25 protein-coding genes are annotated in these 23726 nt (G+C 70.4%); 12 read left to right on the forward strand and 13 right to left on the reverse strand.

Annotated features, from left to right (window positions below):
- Positions 1–50: 50 nt before the first annotated feature.
- Positions 51–2432, forward strand: a complete 2382-nt coding sequence (locus ACT53U_RS05755; protein ID WP_476153476.1) for a putative bifunctional diguanylate cyclase/phosphodiesterase — start codon at positions 51–53, stop codon at positions 2430–2432.
- A 4-nt stretch (positions 2433–2436) separates the two neighbouring features.
- Here ACT53U_RS05755 and ACT53U_RS05760 read toward each other — a convergent pair whose 3' ends face one another.
- Both ACT53U_RS05760 and cutA read right to left on the reverse strand, forming a co-directional pair.
- Positions 2437–2853, reverse strand: coding sequence for a hypothetical protein (locus tag ACT53U_RS05760; protein WP_476153477.1), 417 nt, complete (start codon positions 2851–2853; stop codon positions 2437–2439).
- Between the two features lie 195 nt (positions 2854–3048).
- Positions 3049–3414, reverse strand: coding sequence for a divalent-cation tolerance protein CutA (gene cutA, locus ACT53U_RS05765; RefSeq protein ID WP_476153478.1), 366 nt, complete (start codon positions 3412–3414; stop codon positions 3049–3051).
- A gap of 125 nt (positions 3415–3539) precedes the next feature.
- Here cutA and ACT53U_RS05770 point away from each other — a divergent pair, with 125 nt between their 5' ends.
- Positions 3540–4334 carry an NAD kinase gene (locus tag ACT53U_RS05770; RefSeq protein WP_476153479.1) on the forward strand — a complete coding sequence of 265 codons (795 nt, stop codon included), beginning with the start codon at positions 3540–3542 and terminating at the stop codon, positions 4332–4334.
- A gap of 115 nt (positions 4335–4449) precedes the next feature.
- Positions 4450–5031: an Hpt domain-containing protein gene (locus ACT53U_RS05775; protein WP_476153480.1), complete on the forward strand. Its 582-nt coding sequence runs from the start codon at positions 4450–4452 to the stop codon at positions 5029–5031.
- 79 nt (positions 5032–5110) lie between these two features.
- Here ACT53U_RS05775 and ACT53U_RS05780 read toward each other — a convergent pair whose 3' ends face one another.
- Both ACT53U_RS05780 and ACT53U_RS05785 read right to left on the reverse strand, forming a co-directional pair.
- Entirely contained in the window at positions 5111–6619 is a 1509-nt protein-coding gene (locus ACT53U_RS05780; protein ID WP_476153481.1) for a DUF2336 domain-containing protein, read from the reverse strand.
- 152 nt (positions 6620–6771) lie between these two features.
- Positions 6772–8268 carry a hypothetical protein gene (locus tag ACT53U_RS05785; protein WP_476153482.1) on the reverse strand — a complete coding sequence of 499 codons (1497 nt, stop codon included), beginning with the start codon at positions 8266–8268 and terminating at the stop codon, positions 6772–6774.
- Positions 8269–8369: 101 nt separating this feature from the next.
- Between ACT53U_RS05785 and ACT53U_RS05790 the strand changes: the two genes are divergently transcribed.
- Positions 8370–8837, forward strand: a complete 468-nt coding sequence (locus tag ACT53U_RS05790; RefSeq protein WP_476153483.1) for a MaoC family dehydratase — start codon at positions 8370–8372, stop codon at positions 8835–8837.
- Between the two features lie 96 nt (positions 8838–8933).
- Entirely contained in the window at positions 8934–9803 is an 870-nt protein-coding gene (locus tag ACT53U_RS05795) for an HpcH/HpaI aldolase/citrate lyase family protein (protein ID WP_476153484.1), read from the forward strand.
- On the opposite strand, the gene ACT53U_RS05800 is transcribed toward ACT53U_RS05795, so the two are convergent.
- The 4 genes from ACT53U_RS05800 to ACT53U_RS05815 all read right to left on the reverse strand — a co-directional run bounded on the left by ACT53U_RS05800 (position 9804) and on the right by ACT53U_RS05815 (position 11863).
- Complete coding sequence (locus ACT53U_RS05800; RefSeq protein ID WP_476153485.1) at positions 9804–10073, reverse strand: cysteine rich repeat-containing protein; 270 nt, start codon at positions 10071–10073, stop codon at positions 9804–9806. It abuts the gene before it with no gap.
- 89 nt (positions 10074–10162) lie between these two features.
- On the reverse strand, positions 10163–10660 hold the full coding sequence (locus ACT53U_RS05805) for a TspO/MBR family protein (protein ID WP_476153486.1): 498 nt from the start codon (positions 10658–10660) through the stop codon (positions 10163–10165).
- Between the two features lie 17 nt (positions 10661–10677).
- Positions 10678–11277: a flavin reductase family protein gene (locus ACT53U_RS05810; RefSeq protein ID WP_476153487.1), complete on the reverse strand. Its 600-nt coding sequence runs from the start codon at positions 11275–11277 to the stop codon at positions 10678–10680.
- 4 nt (positions 11278–11281) lie between these two features.
- A complete protein-coding gene (locus ACT53U_RS05815; protein WP_476153488.1) occupies positions 11282–11863 on the reverse strand; it encodes a nitroreductase family protein in 582 nt (193 codons plus the stop codon).
- 201 nt (positions 11864–12064) lie between these two features.
- On the opposite strand from ACT53U_RS05815, the gene ACT53U_RS05820 reads away from it, so the two are divergent.
- Positions 12065–13063, forward strand: a complete 999-nt coding sequence (locus ACT53U_RS05820) for a hypothetical protein (protein ID WP_476153489.1) — start codon at positions 12065–12067, stop codon at positions 13061–13063.
- Positions 13064–13274: 211 nt separating this feature from the next.
- On the opposite strand, the gene pncA is transcribed toward ACT53U_RS05820, so the two are convergent.
- Positions 13275–13898, reverse strand: coding sequence for a bifunctional nicotinamidase/pyrazinamidase (gene pncA, locus ACT53U_RS05825; RefSeq protein WP_476153490.1), 624 nt, complete (start codon positions 13896–13898; stop codon positions 13275–13277).
- Positions 13899–14006: 108 nt separating this feature from the next.
- On the opposite strand from pncA, the gene ACT53U_RS05830 reads away from it, so the two are divergent.
- The gene (locus ACT53U_RS05830) at positions 14007–14300 is read left to right on the forward strand and encodes a hypothetical protein (protein WP_476153491.1); all 294 of its coding nucleotides are present in this window, start codon (positions 14007–14009) and stop codon (positions 14298–14300) included.
- On the forward strand, positions 14297–14719 hold the full coding sequence (locus tag ACT53U_RS05835; protein ID WP_476153492.1) for a CoA-binding protein: 423 nt from the start codon (positions 14297–14299) through the stop codon (positions 14717–14719). The genes ACT53U_RS05830 and ACT53U_RS05835 overlap by 4 nt, the downstream gene beginning before the upstream one ends.
- Positions 14720–14723: 4 nt before the next feature.
- Here the strand turns inward: ACT53U_RS05835 and ACT53U_RS05840 are convergent, their stop codons facing one another.
- Entirely contained in the window at positions 14724–15218 is a 495-nt protein-coding gene (locus ACT53U_RS05840; RefSeq protein ID WP_476153493.1) for a hypothetical protein, read from the reverse strand.
- 238 nt (positions 15219–15456) lie between these two features.
- Between ACT53U_RS05840 and ACT53U_RS05845 the strand changes: the two genes are divergently transcribed.
- The gene (locus ACT53U_RS05845; protein ID WP_476138580.1) at positions 15457–16737 is read left to right on the forward strand and encodes an O-acetylhomoserine aminocarboxypropyltransferase; all 1281 of its coding nucleotides are present in this window, start codon (positions 15457–15459) and stop codon (positions 16735–16737) included.
- 231 nt (positions 16738–16968) lie between these two features.
- Here the strand turns inward: ACT53U_RS05845 and ACT53U_RS05850 are convergent, their stop codons facing one another.
- Positions 16969–18060, reverse strand: coding sequence for a COX15/CtaA family protein (locus ACT53U_RS05850; protein ID WP_476153494.1), 1092 nt, complete (start codon positions 18058–18060; stop codon positions 16969–16971).
- Between the two features lie 159 nt (positions 18061–18219).
- On the opposite strand from ACT53U_RS05850, the gene ACT53U_RS05855 reads away from it, so the two are divergent.
- A complete protein-coding gene (locus tag ACT53U_RS05855; protein WP_476153495.1) occupies positions 18220–18435 on the forward strand; it encodes a DUF2842 domain-containing protein in 216 nt (71 codons plus the stop codon).
- Between the two features lie 22 nt (positions 18436–18457).
- Here ACT53U_RS05855 and ACT53U_RS05860 read toward each other — a convergent pair whose 3' ends face one another.
- Positions 18458–20479: a GumC domain-containing protein gene (locus ACT53U_RS05860; protein WP_476153496.1), complete on the reverse strand. Its 2022-nt coding sequence runs from the start codon at positions 20477–20479 to the stop codon at positions 18458–18460.
- Positions 20480–20636: 157 nt separating this feature from the next.
- Here ACT53U_RS05860 and ACT53U_RS05865 point away from each other — a divergent pair, with 157 nt between their 5' ends.
- Complete coding sequence (locus tag ACT53U_RS05865) at positions 20637–21197, forward strand: polysaccharide biosynthesis/export family protein (RefSeq protein WP_476153497.1); 561 nt, start codon at positions 20637–20639, stop codon at positions 21195–21197.
- A 236-nt stretch (positions 21198–21433) separates the two neighbouring features.
- Complete coding sequence (locus tag ACT53U_RS05870) at positions 21434–22990, forward strand: undecaprenyl-phosphate glucose phosphotransferase (protein WP_476153498.1); 1557 nt, start codon at positions 21434–21436, stop codon at positions 22988–22990.
- Positions 22991–23072: 82 nt separating this feature from the next.
- Here ACT53U_RS05870 and ACT53U_RS05875 read toward each other — a convergent pair whose 3' ends face one another.
- Complete coding sequence (locus ACT53U_RS05875; protein WP_476153499.1) at positions 23073–23687, reverse strand: LysE family translocator; 615 nt, start codon at positions 23685–23687, stop codon at positions 23073–23075.
- Positions 23688–23726: the final 39 nt, after the last annotated feature.

Raw genomic sequence — 23726 nt, forward strand, 5'->3', positions numbered from 1 at the left:
TCTCGGGCGTGGCGGACAGCGATCAGGAACCCGCATCGAAATACGATCGCATGGCCAGAACGCTCTCGGGCGAACGCGATGCCGCGTCGCCGATCGACGAGGAGACCGCTCGCCGGATCCGTGGCGAACAGGTCGCCGCCATCGTCGAGCTGACGCCGATGTCGGCGACCGTCAACATCGTCGCCTCCGCCGTCGTCGTCGCCGCCTTCCACGATCGCACCTCGCCGTGGTTTCTCGGACTGTGGTTCGCCGCCGTCGTGACCTTCACGCTGGTCGCCATGCGCGGCTGGTGGCGATCGCGCGGGCGGACCATCGCCTCGGCCTCGCCGCGCGCGTTGCGGCGGACGGCCTTCAACGCGGTGTTGCTCGCCGTGACCTGGGGCATCGCACCGATCACGCTGCTGCCGGGGTCCGACACGTTCCACCAGCTGATGATGCAGATCCTGCTGACCGGCATGATCGCCGGCGGCGCCTTCGGGCTGGCGACGGTGCCAACGGCGGCGCTCGGCTATACCTGGATCATGGTCGCCTCGGGCCTCTTCGCGATGATGGTGTCGACCGACACGGTCAACACCGTCACCACGGTGATGGTGGTCGTGCTCTGGTTGATCTACGGCACCTATCTGTCGCGCAACGTCCTCATCCACGCCGCCCGCTTCTTCGAGAACGCCCGCAACCGCGCCGAGCTGACCGACAAGAACGAGGTCATCAGCCTGCTCCTCAACGACTTCCACGAACACGGCTCGGACTGGCTGTGGGAAGTCGACGCCCAGGGCAAGATCGTCGAGCCGTCGCGCCGCTTCTGCGAGGTCGCCGGCCGCAGCCGCGAAGAGCTGTCGGGCATGCCGTTCCGGGCCCTGCTGTCGTCCTCGACGGCCGAGAGCGTCATCGATCTGATCGAGGCGATGGAGTGGTTCGAAAACTTCCGCGACCATGTCGTCGATCTGGTGGTCGACGGCGAGGTGCGCAGCTGGAGCGTGACGGGCCGGCCGATCTTCCGCTCCAACGGCCAGTTCTGCGGTTATCACGGCGTCGCCTCCGACGTCACCGAGCGGCGGGCGGCCGAGGCGCGCGTCGCCTATCTCGCCGAGACCGATCCGGTGACGGGCCTCGTCAACCGCTCGAAGTTCTCCCAGCAGCTCGACCATGCACTCGCCCGGACGGGCAGCGACCAGCGCAAGGGCGCGACGCTGATCTGCATCGACCTCGACCGCTTCAAGGCGGTCAACGACACGATGGGCCATCCGGTCGGCGACGCGCTGCTCGCCGAGGTCGGCCGCCGGCTGGTCGACACGGTCGGCGAAGGCTGGGTGGTGGCGCGCATCGGCGGCGACGAATTCGCCCTGCTCCGCCCCGACTGCGACCGCCCCGACTTCGCCTCCGACATCGCACTCGCCATCCTGGCGCAGTTCGATCGCCCCTTCACGCTCGACGGCGCCGACTTCTCGATCGGGGCCTCGATCGGCATCGCAGTGGCGCCGGACGACGGCGAGACGCCGGCCGACCTGATGAAGAGCGCCGACCTCGCGCTCTACCGCGCCAAGGAAGAGGGGCGCGACACCTACCGCTTCTTCGAAGCCGGCATGGACGCGCGCGCCGATCGGCGCCGGCGGCTCGAACAGGGGCTGCGTGCCGCGCTCGACACCGACCAGCTGCGGCTCGTCTATCAACCGATCGTCGATCTCGGCACCAACCGGGTCTGCGGCTTCGAGACGCTCATCCGCTGGACCTCGCCGGACTACGGCGCGGTGTCCCCGGTCGAGTTCATTCCGATCGCCGAGGAGTGCAAGCTGATCGTACCGATCGGCGAGTGGATCCTGCGCTCGGCGATGCGCGAGGCGGCGACCTGGCCGCCGGACGTGCGCGTCTCGATCAACCTGTCGCCGGTGCAGTTCCGCAATCGCCGCCTGCTCGCCGTGATCGTCGAGGCGCTCGCCGAGAGCGGACTGACGCCCAACCGGCTGCAGGTCGAGATCACCGAGACGACGCTGCTCGACGCCGGCGAACAGACGCTGTCGATGCTGCGAGACCTGCGAACCCTCGGCGTCCGCGTCGCCCTCGACGACTTCGGCACCGGCTATTCGTCGCTCAACTACCTGCGCAAGTTCCCCTTCGACAAGGTCAAGATCGACAAGAGCTTCGTCGACGACATCGACGCCAACCCGCAGAGCCGGGCGATCGTCCGGGCGATCATGGAGTTGACCACCGCGCTCGGCATGACCACCGTCGCGGAAGGCGTCGAGACACTGTCGCAGCTCTTCGAACTCAGGGCGCTCGGCTGCGACGAGGTGCAGGGCTACGTCATCTCCGCCGCCATCGGCGCGGCCTCGGTGCCGGACTACATCGGCTTCGACCTGGGCCGACTGACGTCGGATCTGGTCGAACCGATCGATCTCGAACTGGTCGACGCCTCCGACAGCGCGGCGGCGTGAGCGATCAGGCTCTGCCGCCGGCGAGCCGCGCCTGGAGCGCCGCCAGACCGACCGCCGCCGCCAGATAGACCGGCGCGACGATCGACATCGAGAACAGCAGCGCGACACCGGCCTGGGTGCCCTCGACCGTCTTCGAATAGGCACCGCCGACGATCGCCGCGCCGACGAAGGCCGCGATCAACCCCAGTCCGCCGCAGAGCGCCGCCCCGCCGATCCGCCGCGACGGTCGATGCAGCACCAGCGGCGTCCAGCCGACTGCGGCGACGAGACCCGCTCCGAGCAGCGCGCCGAGTGCGGCCGACCATTCCCCCAGCATCTGCAGCATGAGGACGGCGGCGAAGGCGGCGAGCACCGCCGGCGGCACGAGGCGTGCGGCGGGCGACGCGGCGTCGACGAGCGGGGGCTGGGTGGGTTCGGTCACGGCGCGTCTCCTGTTCGCTCTCCCCTCCCCCGTAGCCCGGCCGCCCCCCCTTCCGCAAGGACGGTGCGACGACGCACCGCGCGCGGAGGGCCAATCGGTGAACGTCGGCGAGGGCATCGACGGGCTCGAGGAGGCACTCCCGGCGATCGGGCGGACCTGCAAGGCCTGCCACTATGGCGATCGCCTGGAGAAGAACTAGATCACGGCACCCGCCGTCTCCGCCGCCACCCAGGCGGCATAGGAGGCGGCGACCGCCTCGACCGAGAGGGCGAGCACCGCCGGCACCTCGTAGGGGTGGGTCCGAGCGATCGCGGCCATCGCGGCGTCGCGCAGGTCGGCACGGGTCTTGGCGATCATCACGACCTCGCGTTCGGTCTCGACCCTGCCCTGCCAACGATAGATCGAGGCGAGGCCGGGGAGGACCACGACGCAGGCGGCGAGCCGTGCCTCGACCAGCGCCCGGCCGGCCTTTTCCGCCGCGGTCTCGTCGGGAAAGGTCGACCACAGGGCGACGAGGGGCGTCGTGTCCGCGGGCGTGGGCGGTCGATCGTCTGCGTCCATGGTCTCGTCCCTCGTGCGTTGACCCGCCGGCCCCGATCGTGTGATCACGGGGAAGGAGCATATCGCGAACGTCAACGGCCGGACACGTCCGCAACAAGATCGATTCCCTCGGAGAAGACGCCGCCATGACCGGTTCGCAGCCCGTGGCCCTCAATCGCATCGAGAACGTGGCCTTCGTCGCTTCGGCCACCGAGGAGGCGGAGACCGCCAAGCGGCGGCTGTCACATCGCTACGGTTCCTCGCCGCCCGACATGGCGGACGTCATCGTCGCGCTCGGCGGCGACGGCTTCATGCTGACGGCGCTGCACCGCTTCATGAACACCGGCAAGCCGATCTACGGCATGCATCGCGGCACCGTCGGCTTCCTGATGAACGAGTTCGACGAGGACGGGCTGATGGACCGACTGGCCCGCGCCCAGGTCACCTCGATCCGACCGCTGCTGATGAAGGCGACGACCCGCGACGGCACGGTGAGCGAAGCGCGCGCCTTCAACGAAGTGTCGCTGTGGCGCCAGACCTATCAGGCCGCCAAGCTCGGCATCGCCATCGACGGGCGCCAGCGGATGGAGGAACTGATCTGCGACGGCCTGATCGTCGCGACGCCCGCCGGCTCGACCGCCTACAATCTCTCTGCCCACGGTCCGATCATCCCGCTCGGTGCGCCGCTGGTGGCGCTGACGCCGATCAGCCCGTTCCGGCCGCGGCGCTGGCGCGGAGCGCTGGTGCGCGAACGGGCGGAGATCGTCGTCGAGGCGCTCGAAACGATGAAGCGGCCGGTCGGCGCCGCCGCCGACCACACCGAAATCCGCGACGTCACCCGTGTCGTGGTGACGCAGGACACCGCCTCGGAAAGCCTGCTGATGTTCGATGCCGACCACGGCTGGGAGGAACGCATCCTCGCCGAGCAGTTCCAGTATTGAAGGAATTCGCGGGATCGTCTCGACGTCACCAACCAAACGTTAAGAGTACCCCTCCATGCTCGGCTCCGACGCCCTCGCGGGTTCTTCCCGCAGCGCGACCAGTCCGGAGACCACCATGGCCAAGCGCTCGAACACGTCGAAGTCCGCCGAACCGGCCGAGACCGAGGTCGTCGACCTCGACGGCATAGACGGCATGGACATCGGCCCCGACGCCGAATTCATCGAGCCCAAGAGCGACCTCAGGTCCAAGACCAAGCCGAAGCCCGGCAAGGCCAGCACCGGCGACCCGGTCGAGGCCGCGGAAGCCGCGATGGCGCGCATGGCCGAGAGCTTCGACGGCTGGATGGCGGAGGAGACCACGCGTCTGGTCGAGCTCTTCGCCGAGGCCGAGGAGACCGGCTTCGACGGCGACGCGCTCGAAGCCTTCCACCGCGCCGCCCACGACATCAAGGGCCAAGCCGCCACCCTCGGCTTCCCGCTCGCCGGGCGCATCGCCGCCGGCCTGTGCAAGCTGATCGAGGCGAAGTCGGCGACCGGCCACTTCTCGAGCGAACTCGCCCTGCAGCACGTCCAGTCGGTGCGCGCGATCATCCGCGAGCAGGCCCGCGACGACGGCTCGCCGACCGCCCGCCGTCTCGCCGACAGGCTCGACGAGGTGACCGGCGACTGGCTGGAACAGATCGGGCAGGCCGCCTGAGGCGTCGCCGCCGATAGAGACACCAAGACGCCGCCGCGGGGCTTCCCACGGCGGCGTTCTTCTTTTCCCAGCGCGTGCCTCAGGCGGCGATCGAACCGCGCAGGTAGTCGGTGAAGTCGAAGGCGATGTCCTCGGGGACGGGCGAGGCCTCCTCCTGGAGCCATTCCTCCGGAACGTCGGCGAGGTCGACGTGGGAGAAGAGACCGATCGGCTCGTCGAGGTCGTCGGCGACGGCGGGGGCCGCCGCCTCGGCATCGAGTGCCCAGGCGGGCGTGGATTCGACCGTCGGCGCGACGACGTCGGCGACGTCTCCCTGCGGGATCGCCTCCGCGACGATGCGGTCGCGGGTGGGATCGATGCGGATCTCGTCGAAGGCCGGTTCGGCAACCGACGGTTCGGCCGTCTCGGCGACGGGAGCGGCGAGCGCCAGGGTCACGGTGCGGGTGCGCTCCGCGACGAGGGCGCGAGCCTGCTCGCGGGCGGCGTCGGCCGAGAAGCGGCGCAGCAGCACCATCAGATCGTCGGCGTCGCGCTCGCCGGGCACGGCGAGGCGGCTGAGGACGCGCTCGACCAGCCGGCGCGAGAAGCGGGCACGATCGCCGGCGCGGCCGTCGAGGCCGCCGGTCTCGGCGAGGAGTTCGCGATGGATCTCCAGCGCGGCGGCGAAGGCGGGATAGGCGCGCTCGGGCATGCGGGCCTTGCGATAGAGCGCGCGGAAGGCACTGTCGCGGCCGTCGGCGACGAGGGCGGCGACGCGGCGGAGCGGCACGTCGGCGAGAACCGCGATCGCCTCCTCGACGAAGCGCAGGTCGCCGACGCAGACGGCGCGCAGCACCAGGCGGGTGGTGAGCTGGCCGGAGCGGCGCAGATGATCCACCAGGACCGTCAGTTCGGCGTCGTTGGCGGTGGCCGAGAGCTGGACGGTGGCGCGGTCGCGGGCGTCGCGGGTCAGCGCCTCGGCGCGGCCGGTACCACCGGAGCGATCGAGCACGACGAGATTGCCGATCGCCTCGGCGAGCTTCTCCAGCATGCGGTGGCGCACGGTGATCGGCACGCGGTCACGCGAGGCGACGGCATCGCGCAGGTCGGCATATTCACCGAAACGGTCGACGAGACGCAGCAGGGTGGCGGCCGAGAGGTCGGCGCCGGGATTGGCGGCGAGCACCACCGCGCCCTCGCGATCGACGGTCTCGGCGAGCGCGGCGGAAAGGCCCGGGCCGACGCGGCGACGCGAGGCGAGCGCACGGCGGACGGTGTCGTGGGCGCCGGCCGCCAGATCGATCAGCTCGGCCTCGATCAGGTCGTCGCAACGGGCAGCGAGGATGGCGGCGATCTCGGGCATGTCCCAGACGAGATCGAGCAGCAGATGGCGCGGCGGCGTGGGGCTCGCGCAGAGCGCAACGGCGAGCGCGGCGCGCACCGCCGGTTCGGGATCGGCGGCGAGCACGGTCAGGGCCGCGTCGAGGGTCTCGCGCTCGTCCTCGCTCGACGCCGCCTCGGCATGCGCGCGAACCATCGGCGCGACGATGCGCTGCCTCTGCTCGGCGGTGGCCTTCCTCACCCAGACGAAGAAACGGTCTACGATCATACTCGACACCACGCGATCTCGTCCTCGAACACGAGAGGACAGGTCGTTTCATGGCTACGAGCATGGCACGCCAGTCATTAACGAGCGGTTCACCACGTTTTTCGGGGATTTGTTCACCATGAGACGGGCGCGGCGGAGGGCCCCGCGAGGTCTCATTCGGTCTCGGTGCGGCCACGCGGCGGCGTGCGGGCGACCTGGAAGAGATCGAGCGGCAGACGGTTGCCGCGCAGGCCGGCGCGACGGACGGTGATGCGGGTCGGGTCGGCGTCGGTGGCGGCGGTCTGACCGGCGGGCGGCGAGGCGACGGAGGGCGCGCCCGTCGGCACCACGGACGTGGTGCGGACGCGCACGACGCCGGCGGCGAGCGCCTCGTCGGAGGGCGCGGTGAAGGTCCCGAACAGCAGCCGGCTCGGCCGGGTCGCACCGGTCGCGGCATCGACCATCGGCAGCGGCGCGGCGAGCGCCTCGGCCTGGACGCCGGTCAGGATGCGGCTCGGCCGGACCTCGGGGGCGGCGCGATCGATGGCGGCGAGCGAGGCGGCGGCGGGCGCCGTCGGTGTGGGCGGCGCGGGCGCGAGGCTCATCGGCTCGGCCGGATCGACGCGGGGGATGCCGCCGAAGCCGGCCGGCGCATTGCCGGTGCGGGCGGCGGCGAGCGCCGCATGGGCGGCGACGGGGCCGGAGACACCGGGCAACGAGCCGGTCGCGCCGAGCACCGCCTGCGCCTGGGCGCCGGTGCCGTCGTCGCGCACCAGCCCGGCGAAGGCATCGCGGGCGACGCGGCTGCGCCAACCGTCGAGGCGGCCGGCCTGATGGTCGGAGGCGCCGGGGATCGGCATCTCGGCGAGCGAGGTCTTGAGCAGCGCCCGGTCGGCGGCGTCGGGCAGACCGGTCGCGGCACCACCCGGCTTCTCCTGACCGACGGTGGCGGCGGCCTGAGCGCGCAGCAGCAGCGCCACCGTCGCCGGGTCGGTGCGCTGGCTGCCGGTCTGCAGCGCGGTGTGGACGGCGGCGATGCGCGCCGTCGTCGGGTCGGAGCCGTCGGGCATGCGGGTCAGCCGCTCGAACAGTTCCGAGACCGTCTTGGCGCGGCCGGTCTTGTCGTAGAACAGGCCGAAGTTGGCCGAAGCCGCGCGCGGGAAGGCGACGGAAGCCGCCGTCTGCGGCTCGGTGGAAGCGAGGCGGAAGAGCTTGGTCGCGCCCGCCGGCCCGAGCACGTGGGCGGCGTAGAGTTCGCCGTCGGAGGGCGGCCGGCCGAGCGCCTCGGTCAGGCGGCGGGCGTTCTCCTGGGTGATCTTGCCGGCCATGACGGCGGAGACCAGGGGATCGGAGCGCAGCGCCAGGATCTTGGCGCGATCCTTCGGGTCGGCGACGGTGAAGCCGCCCTTGCCGTCCGGCACGATCTTCTCGGAGATGCGCTCGAGGCCGATCGACGGCCCCTCCTTGCGCAGCGTCTCGAACCAGGTCTGCTCGAGGAACTGGAACAGACCCTTGGCGGTCGAGGTGTCGGAGCCGAGTTCGGGGCGATGGTCGCTCTCGCGCTCGGACGTCTTCAACAGGAAGTCGAACGACGTGCCGGTGGCGTCGGACGCGGCCTTGAAGGCCCCCGCGATCCGTCGCTCGACCGAACTCTTGCCGTCGACCTGCATGTCGGCTCCAATGTCCACGCACCCGCCGCGGAGCGGCAAAGAACCACCCGGACGCCGGACGCACTTCCTCCGGACGATCCGGCGTCTCGGAGGAACACCCGATGCCCGGTCTCTACCTCGAAGAGCTCGTTCCCGGCACCGTCATCAAGCACGCCCTGACGCGCTCGGTGACGGAGATGGACAACGTCCTCTTCTCGAGCCTGACCTTCAATCCGCAGCCCCTGCACGTCGACTTCGATTTCGCCTCGAAGTCCGAGTGGGGGCAGCCCTTGGTCAATTCCCTGTTCACGCTCGGGCTGCTGATCGGTCTGTCGGTCCACGACACGACCCTGGGCACCCTGATCGGAAATCTCGGAATGACCGACGTGAAGTTTCCGGCTCCGGTCTTCCACGGTGACACGATTCGCGCCGAGACGGAGGTGATTTCCACAAGATCCTCGAAGTCGCGACCCGATGCTGGCATAGTGGAGTTCCATCATCGGGCCTACAAACAGGACGGAACCCTCGTCGCCGAGTGCCGTCGTCAGGCCTTCATGAAGCGCAGGCCCAATGATCCGACGCCCGTCTGACGACGGATTTCGCCTCGTTTACTTTGCGTAAGGCGCGACGAATTCTCTGAGCCCTCCGCCTCCCTTCCCGATCCCATCGAGCCAAAGACGGTCGCCATGCGTTCGCTGCTCTTCGTTCCCGCCACCCAGCCCGCCAAGCTCGACAAGGCGCTCGTCAGCGGCGCCGACGTGGTGATCGTCGATCTCGAGGACTCGGTCGCCGCCGATGCCAAGGGCGCCGGCCGTGCCGGCATGGTGTCCTTCGTCACGGCGCACGCCGCCGAGACCGACCGGCCGGCGATCCACGTCCGGGTCAACGGCTTTTCGAGCGGCTTCGCCGATGCCGACATCGATGCGGCGGTCGCCGCCGGGGCCGACGGCATCATGCTGCCCAAGGCCGGCGGTGGGGCGGACGTGACGCGGCTCGACGCCAAGATCGCGGTGGCGGAAGCCGTCCACGGCGTGCCGGAGGGCCGCACCCGGATCGTCGCCATCGTCACCGAGACGGCGCATGCGGTGTTTCAGACCGGCACCTATCGCGGCGCCTCGCGCCGCCTCACCGGCATGGCCTGGGGGGCGGAGGATCTTTCCGCCGATCTCGGCGCGGCGACGGCGCGCGACGAGACGGGCGCCTATCACGACGCCTTCCGCCTCGCCCGCACGCTGACGCTGCTCGGCGCGGTGGCGGCGGAGACGGCGCCGATCGACGGCGTCTTCACCGACTTCAGCGACCTCGAGGGTCTCGAAGCGGAATGCCGGGCGGCGGCGCGCGACGGCTTCACCGCCAAGATGGCGATCCACCCGGCACAGGTCGCGGTGATCAACGCCGCCTTCACGCCCTCGGCCGACGAGATCGCCGAGGCGGAACGCATCGTCGCGGCCTTTGCGGCGGCGGGTGATCCGGGGGTGCTGGCGCTCGGCGGGGTGATGCTCGACCGGCCGCATCTCGTCCGGGCGAAGCGGACGCTCTCCCGCGCGGCGCGCTGATCAACCGCCGGCCCGTTCCTTCGCCGCCTTGTCGCGCAGGGCACGTGCCGCCGGCAGGGCGTCGCGGCAGGGCTGCGACAACTCGGCCGCATGGGCCTCGAGACAGGCGAGGCCGCGACCGCCGCCGGGGGCGACCAGCGCGCAGTGGCGGATCCAGTCGCCCTTGCAGAGTTCCTTCATCCGATCGGCTTCCGCCTTGCCGGCGGCGTCGAGGGCATGGGCGGGGGTGATCGCGAGAAGCGCGAGAGCGGCGGCGACGGCGAGGCGCATGGGCGAAGCTCCGAGAGTGTCCGGAGCCGGTTTGTCGCCGGCCGATGTGTCGCCAGCATGGCGCGATCACGGCACGGCTGCGCGTGGCCTCAGCGCGCCAGCCACCAGACACCGACGTTGAGCGCCGTCGCCCAGCCGATCCAGGCGAGATAGGGGACGAGCAGCAACCCCGCGAGCCGATCGCGGCGCAGGAAGGCGAGGATCGTCGCCACCACCGCGACGTCGAGCGCCAGAATGACGCCGACGCCGGCAATCGGCGAACGCAGGCCGAAGAAGGCGACCGACCAGAGCGCATTCAGCCCCATCTGGCCGAGGAAGAGCGCGATCGCGAGCCCCCTGCCCTCGCCGTCGCGACCCATGAGGATGCGGCGGAAGGCGACGATCATCAGCACGTAGAGCGTCGTCCACACCGGGCCGAAGACCCAGTTCGGCGGCGTGATCGCCGGCTTGGCGAGGCCGGCATACCAGTCGGGGATGGCGGGCAGCGTCGCACGGTTGCCGATCACGGCGGCGGCGACGACCGGCAGGGCGGCGAGGAGCGTCGCCATGACGGGACCGAGGCGGGACGGCGCGTCGTTGTCGTTCATCGGCTCGGCCTCGCGGTTCACTTCGGACGTTGCATACGGAAGAGCCCGTCGAGCCCGAGGAAGTCGTTGCCGCCGCAGCGGGCGATCGGACGGGCGCGGGTGATGTCGAAGACACCGTCGACGATGCAGCGTTCGGCGACATGGATGCCGACCACCTCGCCGATGACGATCACATTGGCGATCTCACGACCGTCGAGGGCGCGCGGCGAGAAGATCTCGACCACCTTGCACTCGAGCGCCGCCGGCGCCTCGGCGACGCGCGGCGCCCGGACCAGCCGGCAGGGCGTCGGCGTCAGCCCGACGTGGGGGAACTCGGAGCGGTCGCGCGGCAGGGGCGCCGAGGAGGCGTTCATCTCCTCGCGCAGCTCCCAGTTGGCGAGATTGACGACGAATTCGCCGGTCTCGGCGCAGGCGGTGGCGGTGTCCTTCCAGCCGTCTGAGGAGAACATCACCATCGGCGGCGCGGCCGAGACGGCGTTGAAATAGCTGTAGGGCGCGAGATTGTGCATGCCCGAACGATCGACCGTCGAGATCCAGCCGATCGGGCGCGGCGCGACGATCGCCTTGAACGGGTCGTGGGCGAGCTCGGGATGGCCTTCGGCGACGGCGTAGAACATCGCCTCACGCGCTCCACTCGGTGGCGACGTCCTCGTAGGCCGGGCGCGGCCGTTCGACGATCGGGACGGTCGGCGTGCCGATCGCCACGAAGCCGGCGATGCGTTCGCCGTCCTTCAATCCGAGCACGGCGCGGGCCTCGGGCTGGTAGCACAGCCAGCCGGTCAGCCACTGGCCGGAATAGCCGAGCGCATGGGCGCCGAGCAGCAGGTTCTGCGTCGCGGCGCCCGCCGACATCTCCTGCTCGAACATCGGGATCTTGACGTGTTCGGCGGCCGTGCAGACGACCGCGATCGTCAGCGGCACGCGCTGGAAGCGGGTCTCCTCGAGCCGGGTCTTCTCGGCCGGCGCCTCGGGGAAGCGGGCGCGGTAGATCGGGCCGAGCCGGGCGTCGAGGGCAGCGCGCGCGGCGCCGCGCACCACGATGAAGCGCCAGGGCGTCAGCTTGCCGTGGTCGGGCACGCGGGCGGCGATGGCGATCAGGCGACGGACGTCGGCGTCGCTCGGACCGGGCTCGCCGAGCGAGACGTTGGCGACGGTGCGGCGGGTCTCGAGCAGCTCGAGAGCGCCCTGGTTGACGGTCGACATGGAATCCCTCGCTTGCTGCCGGCCCAGTGGACGGGCGAGGGAAGCCCGTCGGTCGACCCTTGTCAACGACCGCCGCGGAACCCTGCCGCGACGCCGCGACGGGGCGGCGACTTGATCTCGCCATGCTGATGGGGTTCTCCTCGTCGAAGACACGAGTCGCGCCGGCCCGCGGGCGAAGCGGCTGCGCGAGAACGGGACATCATGGGCGTGACATCGGCCAATCGACACATCGCTGGCGGCATTCTCCTCGCGGCGATGCTGACGCTCGCTCCCGGGGCGGCGTCGGCGCAAGGGGCCGGCCAGCCGTTGCCGCTCGGCGATTCGCTCGGCTATGCGCCCAATCCGCCGCCCTCCGCCGCGTCGCACGCGCCGACGGCACCGGCCGCCACCAGCGCCGACGTGGCGAAGTCGCTGAAGGCCACGCTGAAGCTCTCGGCGCTGGTCACCGAAGGGGCGCCGGCGATCCGTACCGGTCTCGTCTGGCGCATCTTCCGCGAGAAGGAGAAGCCGTCCAACGGGCAGGACAAGCTGGAGCTGGTCGTCACCTCGTCCGGCGGCGACGGCGAGTTCCATCTGGAGCCCGGTTCCTATCTCGTCCACGCCGCCTACGGCCGGGCGGGCGCGACGACGCGCGTCACCGTCACCAAGGACCAGACCCGCAAGGAGACGCTGATCCTCAATGCCGGCGGGTTGAAGCTCGCGGCGCTCGGAGCCGGCGACGCGCCGCTGCCGGCCGACAAGCTCTCCTTCGACGTCTATTCGCTCGAGGCCGACCAGCGCGGCGATCGTCAGGCGCTGGTGATGGGCATCGGGCCGGGCAAGATCGTCCGCCTCAACGCCGACACCTACCGGGTGGTCGGCCACTACGGCGATCTCAACGCCGTGGTGCGGGCCGAGATCCACGTCAACCCGGGCAAGCTGACCGAGGCGACGGTCTATCACCGCGCCGCGCAGGTGACGCTGAAGCTGGTCAACGAGCCGGGCGGCGAGGCGCTCGCCAACACCTCGTGGCTGGTGCTGACCCCGTCGGGCGACGCCATCACCGAGAGCGTCGGCGCCTTCCCGACGATCGTTCTGGCGGAGGGCGACTATTCGCTGGTCGCCAAGAACCAGGACCGCATCTTCACCCGCAACTTCACCGTCCAGTCGGGCTTCGACCGCGAGATCGAGATCGTCGCCGACGACAAGCCGAAGAACTGACGGGTCGAATCCCGATCCTCCCGTCCGACCGACTGCGGAGGCCCTTCATCCTGAGGTGCCCGGCAGCGCCGGGCCTCGAAGGGCGAAGGGCCGAGAGGCAAAGCCCGTCATGGCTTCGCGCTTCGAGGCCCGACCTCACGGTCGGGCACCTCAGCATGAAGCCGAACAACGAGAAGACCACCGAGACGCCTTCCGGACGATTTGAGATCCGTCACACGACCTCGTCCGACGTCGTCAGCACCACGCCGGCCGCGCGCATCGCCGCACGTGCCGCGTCGAGCGAGCCGCCGAGGTCGATCGCCCGGCTGAGATCCTCGAGCACCACCGTCTCGAAACCCTCGGCGCGGGCGTCCATCGCCGTCCAGGCGACGCAGAAGTCGGTCGCGAGGCCGCAGACGAAGACCCGCTTCACCCCGCGTGCCGCGAGCAGCGCACCGAGACCGGTGGTCGTCGTGCGGTCGGCCTCGCGGAAGGCCGAGTAGCTGTCGACGCCGCGGTTCATGCCCTTGCGGATCACCGCGAAGGCGGCGACCCCGTCGAGCCCGTCCGCGAAGGCGGCGCCCGCGCTTCCCGCGACGCAGTGGACCGGCCACAGGACCTGCGGCCCGTAGGCGAGATCGATGGTCTCGAAGGGCGCGCGGCCGGGATGGTTGGCGGCGAAGGAGGCGTGGTCGGCCGGGTGCCAGTCCTGCGTCAGCACGACCTGGGCGAAGCGGCGGGCGAGCGGGCCGATGCCGGCGACGATCTCGTCGCCCTTCGGCACGGCGAGCGCGCCGCCGGGCAGGAAGTCGTTCTGGACGTCGACGACGATCAGGCAATCGGTCGGACCGGGCACGGCACAGGCTCCTTTCGCGGATGTCGAGGCGACTGTGTCACGGACGAATCCGGTGTACAACGGGCGGGGTTCGCCACCGGGGCGAACCGCCGCAGACGGACGCCGCCCTTGACCACGCCGACCTCGCCCGCGCCGCTCTTCACGCCCCCGCCGCCGCCCTCCCGCTTCCAGCGCGTCTGGCGCTGGGCGCTGCCGACGGCGCTCGTGATCGTCGCGCTCGCCCTGGCGCTCGGCCTCTTCGACACGACGGGGCGGCCGGCCTGGCTGTTCCTGATCGGCCTCGGCTTCGCCCTCCTGGGCGTGGGCTCGTTGCTGACCTATTTCATCACCCGGAGCCGCGAGGGCCTGGCGGTGCTCGAGGACAAGATCGAGGCGGGCCTCGGCCGGGAGGAGAAGAAATGAACCACGACGCCTATCCCGACGATCACATCCGTTCGGTCCTGACCGCGGCCAAAACCATCGCGGTCGTCGGCTTCTCCAACAATCCCGACCGCGCCTCGCATCACGTGACCGAGTTCCTGATCCGCAAGGGCTACGACGTGTGGCCGGTCAATCCGGGCCTCGCCGGCAAGGAAGTCCTCGGCCGCACCGTGGTGGCGAGCCTCGCCGACGTGCCCGTGCCGATCGACATGGTCGACGTCTTCCGCAATTCGGAAGCCGCCGGTGCCGTGGTCGACGAGGCGATCGCCGTCGGCGCCAAGATCGTGTGGATGCAACTCGGCGTGCGCAACGACGAGGCGGCGGCGCGCGCGGAGAAGGCGGGGCTGACGGTGATCATGAACCGCTGCCCGGCGATCGAGATCCCGCGGCTGGGGATGTGACGCCTCACGGCATAGCCAGGATGTCCTTCAGGCTCCAGCGGTCACCGCCGGTGGAGCCCAGGATGTCGTCGATCTTCCAGCCCTTCTCGTCGACCAGATCGAACACCAGTTCGCCGCCCTCGCCCTCGTAGCCGGGGCCCTTGAGGCGGACGCGGACCTTGGTGACCGGCGGCAGGGCGTCGAGCCGCTCGAGCGCGAAGCCCTTGAGCTGCGGATCCTGCGAGTTGGTGAAGGGATCGAAGTCGACCGGGCCGATCTCCTCGCCGCGCGACTTGGCGCGCGTCTCGGCCTCGGCCCAGCGCTTGACCAGCGCGGCAGAGAACCATTTGACGCGGTCCTTGGGCTCGACCCACATCGACTGGCCGCCGGAGGTGCCGCCACCGCTCACGAGCTTCCTGTAGATCGCCTCGAGGAAGGCCTCGGCAGAGCCGGCGGCGCCGGCGGCGGGCGCCAGCGCGAGAGCCGCGAGCGAAATGAGCACGGTACGACGTGTCGGCATAGAATCCTCCCGGCGAGCTTCCGGCGACGCAGCGAAGTCTAGCCCCTCGACGCCCGCCCCGCCAGCACCGCGGGCAGGACGGTGGGGGTATGGGCGACACCGGCCGGAACGCAATCTCGTTCCGCAACGGCATGGTGCAACAGAACTTCATGCTTTGACGCAGCGTCCACGATGCTCGAAAAAGGAACACCATTTCCACAAGCATCCTGCCGATCGGCAGCCATCCGAGGAAAGCGACATGTCCGAGAAGAAGCCCGGTTTCGCCACGCTCGCCGTCCATGCCGGCGCCAAGCCCGACCCGACGACGGGCGCGCGGGTGACGCCGATCTACCAGACGACCGCCTTCGTCTTCGACGACGTCGACCACGCCGCCTCGCTGTTCGGGCTGCAGGCCTTCGGCAACATCTACACCCGCATCACCAACCCGACGACGGCGGTGCTCGAAGAGCGCGTCGCCGCGCTCGAGGGCGGCACGGCGGCGGTGGCCGTGGCCTCGGGCCATGCGGCGCAGCACCTGATCTTCCACACGATCATGGCACCGGGCGACGAGTTCGTCGCCTCCAAGAAGCTCTACGGCGGCTCGATCAACCAGTTCAACCACGCCTTCAAGAACTACGGCTGGACGGTGAAGTGGGCCGATCCGGACGATCTCTCCTCCTTCGAGGCGGCGATCGGGCCGAAGACCAAGGCGATCTTCATCGAGAGCCTCGCCAATCCGGGTGGCGTCGTCACCGACATCGCCGGCGTCGCGGCGATCGCCAGGAAGCACGGCCTGCCGCTGATCGTCGACAACACGCTGGCCTCGCCCGCGCTGTGCCGGCCGATCGAGCACGGCGCCGACGTGGTCGTTCATTCCGCCACCAAGTTCCTCGGTGGTCACGGCAACTCGATGGGCGGCGTGATCGTCGACGCCGGCACCTTCGACTGGCTGAAGTCGGGCAAGTACCCGATGCTGTCGGAGCCGCGGCCGGAGTACCAGAACATGGTGATCGGCCAGGTGTTCGGGCAGATCGCCTTCGCCATCGCCGTGCGCGTGCTCGGCCTGCGCGACATCGGCCCGGCGATCTCGCCGTTCAACTCGTTCCAGATCATCACCGGCATCGAGACGCTGGCGCTGCGCATGGAGCGTCACTCGTCGAACGCGCTGGCCGTCGCCAAGTGGCTGAAGGCGCGGCCGGAAGTGGCCTGGGTCTCCTACGCCGGCCTCGAGGACGACCGCTATCACGCGCTCGCCAAGAAATACGTGCCGAACGGCGCCGGCGCCGTCTTCACCTTCGGCCTGAAAGGCGGCTACGAGGCGGGCGTCAAGCTGGTGTCGGGCGTCAAGCTCTTCTCGCATCTCGCCAACATCGGCGACACCCGTTCGCTGATCATCCACCCGGCCTCGACCACCCACCGTCAGCTCGCCGACGCGCAGAAGATCGCCGCCGGTGCGGGCCCGGACGTGGTGCGCCTGTCGATCGGCATCGAGGACGTCGCCGACATCATCGCCGACATCGAGCAGGCGCTGGTCGGCTGACGTGGCAGGCCGCCTTTCGGCGTCCTCGTATCCCTGACCGGCTTCACCCTGAGGTGCCCGACCGCAAGGTCGGGCCTCGAAGGGCGAAGCCGCGACGGGCGTTTCCGAAACGAGACGATCGAGGCCTTGCCAATCGGCCCTTCGCCCTTCGAGGCCCGGCTGAGCCGGGCACCTCAGGGTGAAGGACCTCCGCGAGAGGCAGGGCAGGCTCAGGAACCGTGACGTGGCGCCTCAGCGGACGTCGTGGGCGAGCAGCGTCGTCTCCATCCGCCCGGGCGCGAAGACCGAGACGGCATGGACCACGGCGCAGGTCAGCACCGCCATCGCCGTCGCCTGATGGATCAGCGCCAGCGCGAAGGGCACGTGCATCAGCAGCACGGCGATGCCGACGAGGATCTGGAACAGCACCGCGAAGCCGAGCGCGAAGGCCGAGACGCGGGCGGTGGCGGTGCGGGCGGTCACCACGATGGTGACGAACTGGATGATCACCAGCGCGAAGAGCACGTAGGCGCCCATGCGATGGAGGAACTGCACCGTCGCCTGGTTCTCCACCAGATCGCGCCACAGCGGCACCATCGAGAAGGTCTCGCCCGGCATCAGGTGGCCGGCCATCAGCGGCCAGGTGTCGTAGACGAGGCCGGCACGGTTGCCCGCCACCAGCGCGCCGAGGAAGATCTGCAGGAACACCCAGCCGAGCACCACGCCGGCACCGATGCGGCGGATCGGCGAGGGCCGCGGCGTGCGGCCCGCGGGGCCGAGCGTCAGCGCCGTCCACAGCACGGCGGAGAAGATGACGGCGGCGAAGGTCATGTGGATCGCCAGACGCAGCGGCGCCACCTCGGTGCGGTCGACGAGGCCGGAGGCGACCATCCACCAGCCGACCGCGCCCTGCAGGCCACCGAGCACGAAGAGGACGGCGAGGCGCGGCAGACGGTCGCGACCGATCCGGCCGGTCGCCCAGAACCACAGGAGCGGCAGGGCGAAGGCGACGCCGATCATCCGGCCGAGCAGCCGGTGGGTCCATTCCCAGAAATAGATGAAGCGGAACTCGTCCAGCGTCATACCGGCGTTCATCACGTGGTACTGCGGGATCTGGCGATAGCGCTCGAAGGCGGCGTTCCAGTCGGCGTCGTTCAGCGGCGGGATCACGCCGAGCAGCGGCTGCCACTCGGTGATCGACAGGCCGGATTCGGTCAGCCGGGTGATGCCGCCGACCACCACCATGGCGAAGATCATCGCGGCGGCGACATAGAGCCAGACGCGGATCGGCCGATCCGCATCTAGACCCGCACGTCTCGTCGCCGGGATTCGCTCGAGGGTCATCGGCACCATCGCCATCTTCACTCCACGTCTCGATCCGAGATATAGACCGGGACGAAGGTCGTCACCAGCGACCGGGCGTCACGCCCCCGCTGGTCACGACCTCTCCAAGCAGCGACACGTCGTCGCCGCCCGGCCACGTGCCGAGAGGAAAGGCCGAACATGACCTCTGCAACGCGACGTTTCGTCGGGTCCGCCGTGATGGTGATCTTCCTGCTCGTCTATGTCTTCTTCGCAACTGCGGTAGGTGACGTGGTGGTGGCGAGCAAGTCGGGCTGGGTACAATTCGCCTATTTCGTCGTCGCAGGTCTCGCCTGGGTGCCGCCGGCGGCGATGATCGTGCGCTGGATGTATCGCCCGATCGCTCCGAAGGCGTGAGGCGTCGCCGTCTCGCCCCGCCTCAGGCGGCGAGCGGACGGCGTGCGGACGCGGTCGTGACCGGCGGGTCGAGCAGCCAGACCGAACGGCCGGCGGCGTCGAGCCCGTCGAAGGCGGCGAGCGCACGCGGATCGTCGGAGGCATCCTCGGCGAGGATCACCGCGTCGGCGCCGGCGATCAGTGCCGCCATGCCGGGGCCGGCGGCGAGGCGCCCGGCATCGATCACCAGAACGTTCCAGGTCTCGGCGAGGGCGTCGAGCAGGGCCGCCGTCCGCGCGGTTTCCAGTTCGGCGTCGCGCAGGCGGCGAGAGGCACCGGCCAGAACCCAGACGCCGGTCGCGGCATCCGGTCGGATCGCTGCGGAGCAGCCGACGCGGCCGTCGACGATGTCGGCGAGCGCCAGTTCCTCGACCAGACCGACGGTCGCGCCCGAACGGGCGATGTCGGCGGAAAGCGCACGGGCCGCGCCGAGCGCCCTGGCGGCATCCGACGTCGAGGCGACGACGATGCGGCCGCGGCGGCCGATCTCGGCGGTGATGCGACGACGCAGGCCGCCGACCAGCCCGCTCGAGAGACGCTCGTAGGCGACCGCGCGGGCTTCGAGATCGAGCACGTCGGAGACCGGGCCGCGGCGCGGCGGGGCGAAGACGGCGGGGGCAGAGACCGGCGGGGTCGGCGCGACGATCGCCTCGGGCGCGGGTTCGACGGCGAGCGTTTCGGCGTCGTCGCCGACAACGTCGGCGGTTTCGGCGTATTCGGCAGGTGTGTCGAAGGTCGGTTCGACGTCGCCCCGTTCGGCGACCGGCCGGCGCGCGCCGCGCAGGGCAGTGACGAGGAAGCCGACGAAGAGGCCGAAGGCGGCGGCGACGGCACCCCAGATCAGCGGACGCAGCGGCGACGGGCCTTCGACCACCGCGGGCGGTTCGACGAGCCGTGCTTCGACCGTCTCGCGGGCGAGCGCCTCGGCAACGGCCGTCTCGCGCCGGGCGGCAACCGCCGCCACGACGGCATCGGCGGCGGTTGCGGGATCGGCGGAAGCCGTGGGCGTCGCGGCGGGGACGTTGGCGGTGGTCTCGGCGGCGAGGTCGGCGATGCGACGATCGATCTCGGCGAGTGTGGCCTTGCGGGCGGCGAGCGCGCGCGGCAGCTCGGCCTTCGCCTCGACGCGCAGCGCCGCCATCTGCTCGTTGGCGTCCTTCAGCAGCGGGTGCTTCTCGAGATAGGTCACCGACAGTTCGGCGATACGGGCGCGCAGCGCGGCGCGGCGGTCGCGCAGACGGGCGAGCATCGGCGTCGCGGCGCTGTCCATGGCGCGCTCGACGTCGCCGGAGGCGGCGAACTTGCGCAGGCGCTCGACCGTCTGTTCCGCCTCGTGGCGTTCGGCGGCGAGCGCGAGGCGATCGGCGCGTTCGAGCGGCATCGGGGTCGACGCCGTGGTGGCGGCGGCGAGCGACCGTGCCTCGACGGCGGCGGCGCGGGCGGTGCCGAGTTCGAGGGCGAAGCCGCGTTCGACCTCGGCGCGGACGCGCTCGGCGGTCTCGGCGAGGACGGCGACATGGCGGCGATGCAGGCCTTCCAGCAGACGCCGGGCGGTGTCGGTCTCGGTGGTGCGGATCTCGAGCACGAGCTGGCCGGGCACGGCGGCGCGGCGGACGGCGAGATGGTCGCGCAGCAGACCGACGCGGTGTTCGCGTTCGCGGGTGGCAACGCGGGGGTCGGCCTCGTCGTCGTCGGCGGCGACGCGATCGAGGAAATCGGGCGAACCGAAGAGTTCGAGCTGGGCGGCGATCAGGCGATCGTCGAGGGAAGCGGCGGTCGCCCCCTCCCCTTCGGCCTCGGTCGCGGCGGCGGATGCGGGACGGGCGGGTGCGGAGAGCTGGACGCGCGCCTCCACCAGCGACGGCTCGGGCCGGCTCGCCGCCCAGCCGGCGCCGGCGAGACCGGCGGCGAGGGCCACGGCGAGGATCCGGCCGCGCGCGGCGGCGACCGCGTCGCGGGCGGTGCCGAGATCGATGGTGGTGGTCTGTGAATCGCTCAGCGACATCGTCCGCCGTCTCCTCTTCCCCCAACTTGCGAGAGGCTGGTTAGCATCGCGTTAACCATGATCGGGGACATCGACAGAACGACGCGGGGCGCGGGTTCAACGTTCATTAACCATATCCGCCCAATCTCCCGACGTGACGGAATCGAAGGATCGCGTGATGTTGGTTCGTTTGGCGCAAGTTCTGCTCGTGGCGGGCCTCCTGGCGGGGTGCTCGGGCTACGTGCGCCCGGCGCCGGCCTTCCACGAGGTGCTGAACCAGCCCTACACGTTCGATGCCGGCGACCGCCTGCGCATCACCGTGTTCGATCAGGCCAACCTCACCAACGTCTATACGGTCGACGCCTCGGGCAACATCTCGATGCCGCTGATCGGCGGCGTGCCGGCGCGCGGCCGCAAGGCGCCCGAGCTCGAGCGCGACATCGCCGCCCGGCTGCGCAACGGCGGCTACCTGCGTACCCCCGACGTCTCGGTCGACATCGACCAGTATCGCCCCTTCTTCATCATGGGCGAGGTCAAGAACGCCGGTCAGTACCCCTACGTCGCCGGCATGACCGCCCAGACCGCCGTCGCCATCGCCGGCGGCTACTCGGCACGCGCCGACCAGCGCACACTCGACGTCACCCGCCAGATCAACGGCGAGGTCCTGGTCGGCCGGGTGCCGGTCACCGACCCGATCCGTCCGGGCGACACGATCTACGTCCGCGAACGGTTGTTCTGACGAGGCCTTCGGCGGGCAACTCTGCCGCGGCGTCAGAATCCTTGAGAACTTTCTCAACCATATTCGAAACCGCTCGAAATTCCGGGCTTTTCCGGCGTGTCCATCAACGCGCCTTTCACCGTTCCGCGCCCATGATCCGGGCCGAACGAGAGGTGGTTCCGCGCCCGGCTCAGGCCTTGGCTGCGGAAGCGGCGGGCGTGGGGGCGCTCGACGGGGCAGGACGACCGGAGACGGGCATGAAACAGATCGACCCGAAGACCCTCTATCGACAGAGCGTCGACCTCGCCGCGCTCGGCGGCGACGGTCCGGCCGCCTTCGACGCGGTGCCCGAGGCACCGCGCAAGGCGGCGACGCTGTCGGATCAGGCGCGCGAGGTGGCGGCGCTGTTCTCCGATCGACCGATCTCGCGGCGACTGCTCGCCGGCTCGGTGCGTGCGCTCGACTTCGTCGCGCTGGCGGCACTCGGACTGACGACGCTCGCCATCGCCGGCGGTTTCGACGACGGCATCCGCACCGCGGCCGTCGGTATCGGCGCGGCGCTCGCCGTGCTCTTCGTGCAGGCGCTCGAGGGCTACCAGATCGCCGCCTTCCGCAACTTCGCCTCGCAGCTCGGCCGAGTTCTGGCCGCCTGGGGCATGCTCTTCGCCGGTGCGGCGGCGCTCGCCTTCTTCACCGGCCGGATGGAAGGCAGCGAAGGGCTCCTCGTCGCGCGTTGGTTCGTCGGCGGCGTGGGTTGGTTCTTCGCTTCGCGGGCGGTTCTGACCCGGCTGGTGGTCGGCTGGACCCGCGACGGACGGCTCGAGCGGCGCGCCGTCATCGTCGGCGGCGGCAAGCTCGCCGAAGAGGTCATCCGCGGCCTCGAGGCGCAGCGCGACAACGACATCCGCATCTGCGGAATCTTCGACGACCGCGACGACGAACGCTCGCCGGCGATGGTCGAGGGCTATCCGAAGCTCGGCACGGTGCCGGAGCTCGTCGAGTTCGGCCGCATCGTCAAGCTCGACATGCTGATCGTGGCGCTGCCGATCACCGCCGCGCTGCGCGTCCAGCAGATGCTGCGCAAGCTCTGGGTGCTGCCGGTCGACATCCGCCTCTCGGCCCATGCCGACAAGCTGAAGTTCCGGCCGCGCAACTACACCTACGAAGGCTCGCTGCCCTTCATCGACGTCGTCGACAAGCCGCTCGCCGACTGGGACGCGGTGTCGAAGCGGATCTTCGATCTCGTCGTCGGCACGCTGGCCCTCGTGGCGCTGGCGCCGCTGATGGTCGCTGCGGCGATCGCCGTCAAGGCGACGTCGAAGGGGCCGATCTTCTTCCGCCAGAAGCGGTTCGGCTTCAACAACGAGGTCATCTCGGTGTGGAAGTTCCGCTCGATGTACGTCGATCTCTGCGATGCCGACGTCAAGCAGGCGGTGACCAAGGGCGATCCGCGCGTCACGCCGGTCGGCCGCTTCATCCGCAAGACCTCGATCGACGAGTTGCCGCAGCTCTTCAACGTGCTCTCCGGCGAGCTCTCGCTGGTCGGCCCGCGCCCGCACGCGATCATGGCGCAGACCGAGAACCGCATGTGGGACAACGTGGTCGACGGTTACTTCGCCCGCCACAAGGTCAAGCCCGGCATCACCGGCTGGGCGCAGATCAACGGCTGGCGCGGCGAGATCGACACGCCGGAGAAGATCCGCAAGCGCATCGAGCACGACATCTACTACATCGAGAACTGGTCGATCCTGTTCGACATCAAGATCCTGGCGCTGACGCCCTTCCGGCTGCTCGACACGAAGAACGCCTACTGAGCCGAAGCACTCCCCGAGACGACGAGAGCCCCCGACCGGTCCGCCCGGCGGGGGCTCTTCGCCTTTGTCGCGGCACGATCGATCAGGCGCGGCGGATCTGGTCGGCGCCGAGGACGGCGAGGACGACGCCGGCGACGCGGTCGATCCACAGCCGCACGCGACGGCCGAGCGCGGCGCGCAGGCCAGAGACGGCGGCGACGACGCCGACCCACCACAGGAACGAGCCGGCGAGCACACCCGAGACGGTGGCGAGCGCCGTGACGGGGTCGAAGCCGGTCGTCGGGGCGAGCGCGGTGAAGACCGCGGCGAACATGACGATGGTCGGCGGGTTGGTCAGCGTCAGGGCGATCGAGCCGAGGAAGGCGGCGGCGGGCGTGCCGGCGATGCCGGCCTCGGCGACGTGGCCGTCGTCCTTGGTGAAGAACGTCTTCAGCCCCAGCCAGATCAGGAACAGGCCGGCGGCGAGGTGGAGCTGCTTCTCCCAGGCCAGCACGAAGGCAGAGACGCCGGCGAGGCCGAGGGCGGCGACCGCGGCATAGATCGCGTCGCCGCAGGCGATGCCGCCGCCGGTGGCGAGCCCCCAGCGCCAGCCCTGCGTCAACGTCCGGCGCATGCAGAGCAGGCTCATCGGGCCGACGGGCGCGGCGACCGCCACGCCGATGCCGGCGGACTTGAGGAAGAGCAGCAGAAAATCCACGCGACGACCCTCCGTTCCGCCCGCGACGCGCAGGCCGTG

It is taken from the genome of Pinisolibacter sp. DMC19 (assembly GCF_056313985.1).

Excerpts from the sequence above, each read along its gene's own strand:
- ACT53U_RS05755 (WP_476153476.1), top strand. The coding sequence starts at position 51 with ATGGCCAGAACGCTCTCGGGCGAACGCGATGCCGCGTCGCCGATCGAC.
- cutA (WP_476153478.1), bottom strand. The coding sequence starts at position 3,414 with ATGGACGCAGACGATCGACCGCCCACGCCCGCGGACACGACGCCCCTC.
- ACT53U_RS05770 (WP_476153479.1), top strand. The coding sequence starts at position 3,540 with ATGACCGGTTCGCAGCCCGTGGCCCTCAATCGCATCGAGAACGTGGCC.
- ACT53U_RS05775 (WP_476153480.1), top strand. The coding sequence starts at position 4,450 with ATGGCCAAGCGCTCGAACACGTCGAAGTCCGCCGAACCGGCCGAGACC.
- ACT53U_RS05780 (WP_476153481.1), bottom strand. The coding sequence starts at position 6,619 with ATGATCGTAGACCGTTTCTTCGTCTGGGTGAGGAAGGCCACCGCCGAG.
- ACT53U_RS05785 (WP_476153482.1), bottom strand. The coding sequence starts at position 8,268 with ATGCAGGTCGACGGCAAGAGTTCGGTCGAGCGACGGATCGCGGGGGCC.
- ACT53U_RS05790 (WP_476153483.1), top strand. The coding sequence starts at position 8,370 with ATGCCCGGTCTCTACCTCGAAGAGCTCGTTCCCGGCACCGTCATCAAG.
- ACT53U_RS05795 (WP_476153484.1), top strand. The coding sequence starts at position 8,934 with ATGCGTTCGCTGCTCTTCGTTCCCGCCACCCAGCCCGCCAAGCTCGAC.
- ACT53U_RS05800 (WP_476153485.1), bottom strand. The coding sequence starts at position 10,073 with ATGCGCCTCGCCGTCGCCGCCGCTCTCGCGCTTCTCGCGATCACCCCC.
- ACT53U_RS05805 (WP_476153486.1), bottom strand. The coding sequence starts at position 10,660 with ATGAACGACAACGACGCGCCGTCCCGCCTCGGTCCCGTCATGGCGACG.
- ACT53U_RS05810 (WP_476153487.1), bottom strand. The coding sequence starts at position 11,277 with ATGTTCTACGCCGTCGCCGAAGGCCATCCCGAGCTCGCCCACGACCCG.
- ACT53U_RS05815 (WP_476153488.1), bottom strand. The coding sequence starts at position 11,863 with ATGTCGACCGTCAACCAGGGCGCTCTCGAGCTGCTCGAGACCCGCCGC.
- ACT53U_RS05820 (WP_476153489.1), top strand. The coding sequence starts at position 12,065 with ATGGGCGTGACATCGGCCAATCGACACATCGCTGGCGGCATTCTCCTC.
- ACT53U_RS05835 (WP_476153492.1), top strand. The coding sequence starts at position 14,297 with ATGAACCACGACGCCTATCCCGACGATCACATCCGTTCGGTCCTGACC.
- ACT53U_RS05840 (WP_476153493.1), bottom strand. The coding sequence starts at position 15,218 with ATGCCGACACGTCGTACCGTGCTCATTTCGCTCGCGGCTCTCGCGCTG.
- ACT53U_RS05845 (WP_476138580.1), top strand. The coding sequence starts at position 15,457 with ATGTCCGAGAAGAAGCCCGGTTTCGCCACGCTCGCCGTCCATGCCGGC.
- ACT53U_RS05850 (WP_476153494.1), bottom strand. The coding sequence starts at position 18,060 with ATGACCCTCGAGCGAATCCCGGCGACGAGACGTGCGGGTCTAGATGCG.
- ACT53U_RS05855 (WP_476153495.1), top strand. The coding sequence starts at position 18,220 with ATGACCTCTGCAACGCGACGTTTCGTCGGGTCCGCCGTGATGGTGATC.
- ACT53U_RS05860 (WP_476153496.1), bottom strand. The coding sequence starts at position 20,479 with ATGTCGCTGAGCGATTCACAGACCACCACCATCGATCTCGGCACCGCC.
- ACT53U_RS05865 (WP_476153497.1), top strand. The coding sequence starts at position 20,637 with ATGTTGGTTCGTTTGGCGCAAGTTCTGCTCGTGGCGGGCCTCCTGGCG.
- ACT53U_RS05870 (WP_476153498.1), top strand. The coding sequence starts at position 21,434 with ATGAAACAGATCGACCCGAAGACCCTCTATCGACAGAGCGTCGACCTC.